Raw genomic sequence first — 3,880 nt, 5'->3', positions numbered from 1 at the left:
CCCCATGGCACTGCGCGATTTTCCCCGTCACCCGCTCACCTTCGGCCCGAGCCCCATTCACCCGCTCGACCGGCTCAGCGCCCACCTCGGTGGCGCCCGTGTCTGGGCCAAGCGTGAGGACGTGAACAGCGGCCTCGCTTTCGGCGGTAACAAGACCCGGAAGCTGGAGTACCTGATTCCGGAGGCCCTTGCCCAGGGTGCGGACACCCTCGTCTCCATCGGCGGCATCCAGTCCAACCACACCAGGCAGGTCGCCGCGGTCGCCGCCCACCTCGGCCTGAAGGCTGTTCTGGTGCAGGAGCAGTGGGTGGACTGGCCGGACAGCGTCAACGACCGGGTGGGCAACATCCTGCTCTCCCGGCTCACCGGTGCCGACGTGCGCATCTCATCCGAGGGGTTCGGAATCGGCTTCAAGGACTCGTGGACGCAGGCCATCGCCGACGTCGTGGCCGCGGGAGGAATCCCGTATCCGATCCCTGCTGGTGCCTCCGACCACCGACTGGGCGGACTCGGCTTCGCGAACTGGGCCCACGAAGTGGCCGCCCAGGAGAAAGAGCTCGGTGTGTTCTTCGACACGATCGTGGTCTGCAGCGTCACCGGGTCGACCCACGCGGGCATGATCGCCGGATTCGCCGACCTCGAGGCGAACTTCGGGGGTCGCAAGCGGCGCGTGCTCGGGATCGACGCATCCGCCACGATCGAGGCCACTCGCAACCAGGTCGCCCGCATCGCGCGCAACACGGCGGAACTGATCGGCGTGGGGCGTCCCATCACCGACGACGAGATCACCGTGCTCGAAGGCTGGGCGGGGAACTTCTACGGGATACCGGTGGAGTCGACGAATGCCGCCATCCGGCTCACGGCGAGCCTCGAGGGCGTCATCATCGACCCCGTCTACGAGGGAAAGTCGATGGCCGGACTGATCGACCTCGTCACGACGGGCGACATTGCCAGGGACGGCAACGTCCTCTACGCCCACCTCGGCGGCCAGCCGGCGATCAACGCATACAGCGCGCTGTATCACTGAGTCTCTGCCGGGACAGGGAGGTCGGCGCGGCTAGTTCAGGCCGCGCCGGTCGAGCAGCGGCTGGATGATCGCATCGCGCCCCCTGAAGTCCCGGTACGCCTCGAGCGGGTCGATGCCGCCCCCGCGAGCGAGCAGGCGTTCCCGGAACCGCTCACCGTTCTCCCTGGTCAGGCCGCCGTGCTCGGCGAACCAGGCGCCGGTGTCCGCGTCCTGCACCTCGCTCCAGATGTACGAGTAGTAGCCCGCGTCGTACCCGCCGGAGAAGGTGTGCGCGAAATAGGTGCTCGCGTACCGGGTCGGCACGGCGGGGTTGTCGAGGCCGGCGGCGGTGAGACAGGCGGCCTCGAAGGCGGCGACATCGGTGATCTCGGTGCCGGCATCCGCTTCGATGCCGTGCCAGGCCTGGTCGAGCAGTGCGGCGGCGAGGTATTCGCTCGTCGCGAAGCCCTCGTTGAAGGTCGCAGACGCGTGGATGCCCGCGACGACCTCCGGGGGCAGCGGCTCGCCGGTCTCGCGGTGGTGCGCATAGTTCGCGAGCACCTCCGGGTCGAAGCGCCACATCTCGTTGACCTGGCTCGGGAACTCGACGAAGTCCCGGTACACGTTCGTCCCGGCGAATTTCGGGTAGGTGACCCGCGCGAAAAGCCCGTGGAGGGCGTGCCCGAACTCGTGGAAGAGCGTGGTGACCTCGTCGAGGCTCAGCAGCGTGGCCTCCCCGGCGGCCGGCTGCGGCACATTGAGGTTGTTGCAGACGATCACGGGCGTGCCGAGCAGATCCGACTGCGAGACGAGGGCGTTCATCCACGCCCCGCCGCGCTTGGAATCCCGGGTGTACACGTCGAGGATGTACAGGCCGACGGGGGAGCCGTCCTCCTCGCACACTTCGAACACCCGCGCATCGGGGTGCCACGCGGCGAGCGAGGCACGTTCGGTGAAGGTCACCCCGTAGAGGCGCTGGGCGGCGTAGAAGACGCCGTCGCGCAGCACGCTCTCGAGCTCGAACCAGGGGCGCAGGGCGGCCGTGTCGACGTCGTACCTGGCCCGGCGCATCCGCTCGGAGTAGAACGCCCAGTCCCAGGCGGCGATGTCGAAGCCCTCCGCGAGGATCCCCGCAGCGACGTCGGCGTCGACGAGGGCCTGCAGTTGGGCCTGCTCGGCGCGCGCGTTGCGGGCGGCCGGAACCGCGAGCCGGTGCAGCAGGTCCCCGACGGCGGCGGGCGTCCTGGCGGTCTCGTCGGCCGTGACCGCGGCCGCGTGGGTCGCGAAGCCGAGCAGGCGGGCGCGTTCGGCGCGGAGGCGGGTGATCGACAGCACGAGGGCGCGGTTGTCGTGCTCTCCGCCACGGATGCCCCTGGCACGCGAGGCGGCGAGCAACCGTTCGCGCACGCCCCGGTTGGTGAGCAGCGCGAGGTAGGGGTGGCCGGTGAAGAGCACGAGGGTGATCACGAAACGGCCGGGCATGCCACGGTCGGTTGCGGCCTGGGCCGCGGCGGAGAGCTGGCCGGCAGAGAGACCGTCGAGCTCCGAAGCGTCGTCGACGACGAGGGCTAGGTCGTTGGTGTCGGCGAGAAGGTTCTTCTCGAACCGGGTTGTGGCGACGGAGAGCCGCGTGTTGAAGTCGCGGAGCAGCGCCTTGTCTGCGTCGGACAGCCCGGCGCCGGCGAGGGTGAACTGGGTGAAATACCGCTCGAGGAGGTACCGGGTCTCCGGGTCGAGCCCGAGCTCGTCTGCGCGCGCGTGCAGGGCCGCGATGCGCGCGAAGAGCTCGGGGCGCAGCCGGATCGCGTCGGAGTGGGCCGCGAGCAGGGGAGCGAGCTCCTCCTCCAGGGCGATCGTGAACGGGCTGGAATCTGAGGAGCTCCGGTTGAAGAACACCGCGGCGACCCGGTCGAGCAACTGGCCGCTCCGTTCAAGCGCCAGCAGGGTGTTCGCGACGGACGGCTCCGCGGGGTCGGAACAGATCGTTTCGACCTCGGCGAGCTGCTCGGCCATGCCTTCGAGGAACGCGGGCCGGTAGTGCTCGTCGCGAATGGCGGCATACGGCGGGAGTTGGAACGGGAGCGTGCTCGGCCGGGCGAAGGGGTTGTGCTGGTCCATGCCTTAAACCTAGTTCCGAATTCAGGAGTACGACCGGCAGTGGGGTGCCGGAGCCCGGATCAGTGCGGCGGATGCCGGCCAGCGGTGTCCTCCGGGATCCCGACTCCTGAATTCGGTACAGGTCCTAGGCTGTCAGCATGACCGCCGAGCAAACACGCGAGCCCGCACACTCCCAGCCGGAAAACAGGGACGCCGACCGCGTCGAGATCGCCCCGCACGGCGAGGCGATCCGCGACACCTATACGCACGGGCACCACGAGAGCGTGCTCCGCTCGCACACCTGGCGTACCGTCCTGAACTCGGCCGCGTACCTGATCCCGCACCTTACGCCGGGGCTGAGGGTCCTCGATGTCGGCTGCGGGCCTGGCACGATCACGGTCGACCTCGCGCGCCGGGTTTCTCCGGGCACGGTCACCGGCGTCGACGCCTCCGCTGCGATCGTCGCCCAGGCGGCCGGGCTCGCCGTCGACGAGGGTGTGCCCAACGTCGCCTTCCGGGTCGGCGATGTCTATGCCCTCGACTTCGCGGACGACAGCTTCGACCTCGTGCACGCGCACCAGGTGCTTCAACACCTGGCCAACCCGGTCGCCGCCCTGAGGGAACTCCGCCGCGTGCTGAAACCGGGCGGCATCCTCGCCGCCCGCGATGTCGACTACGGCGGCGTGGCCTGGTACCCCAAGCTCCCCGGCCTCCAGTCCTGGATGACCGCCTACCGTGCGGTGCACTACTGGAACGGAGGTGATCCAGACGCCGGCC

3 protein-coding genes are annotated in these 3,880 nt (G+C 69.4%); 2 read left to right on the top strand and 1 reads right to left on the bottom strand.

From position 1 onward, the window contains the following. The first annotated feature begins 4 nt into the window (after positions 1-4). Positions 5-1,027 carry a 1-aminocyclopropane-1-carboxylate deaminase gene (locus QN345_RS16595; RefSeq protein WP_322189745.1) on the top strand — a complete coding sequence of 341 codons (1,023 nt, stop codon included), beginning with the start codon at positions 5-7 and terminating at the stop codon, positions 1,025-1,027. A gap of 30 nt (positions 1,028-1,057) precedes the next feature. On the opposite strand, the gene QN345_RS16590 is transcribed toward QN345_RS16595, so the two are convergent. After that, positions 1,058-3,124 carry a M3 family metallopeptidase gene (locus QN345_RS16590; RefSeq protein WP_323508905.1) on the bottom strand — a complete coding sequence of 689 codons (2,067 nt, stop codon included), beginning with the start codon at positions 3,122-3,124 and terminating at the stop codon, positions 1,058-1,060. Between the two features lie 137 nt (positions 3,125-3,261). Between QN345_RS16590 and QN345_RS16585 the strand changes: the two genes are divergently transcribed. After that, positions 3,262-3,880: class I SAM-dependent methyltransferase (locus QN345_RS16585; RefSeq protein ID WP_323508904.1), on the top strand; the 619-nt coding region annotated here is incomplete at its 3' end.

Source organism: Cryobacterium sp. 10I1, from assembly GCF_035019805.1.
Classification (GTDB): Bacteria; Actinomycetota; Actinomycetes; order Actinomycetales; family Microbacteriaceae; genus Cryobacterium; species Cryobacterium glucosi.
The sequence above is the reverse complement of the archived record's forward strand: the minus strand, read 5'-3'. Positions and strand labels throughout refer to the sequence as shown.

Coding starts and splice junctions, on each gene's coding strand:
- QN345_RS16595 (WP_322189745.1), top strand. CDS start 5: ATGGCACTGCGCGATTTTCCCCGTCACCCGCTCACCTTCGGCCCGAGC.
- QN345_RS16590 (WP_323508905.1), bottom strand. CDS start 3,124: ATGGACCAGCACAACCCCTTCGCCCGGCCGAGCACGCTCCCGTTCCAA.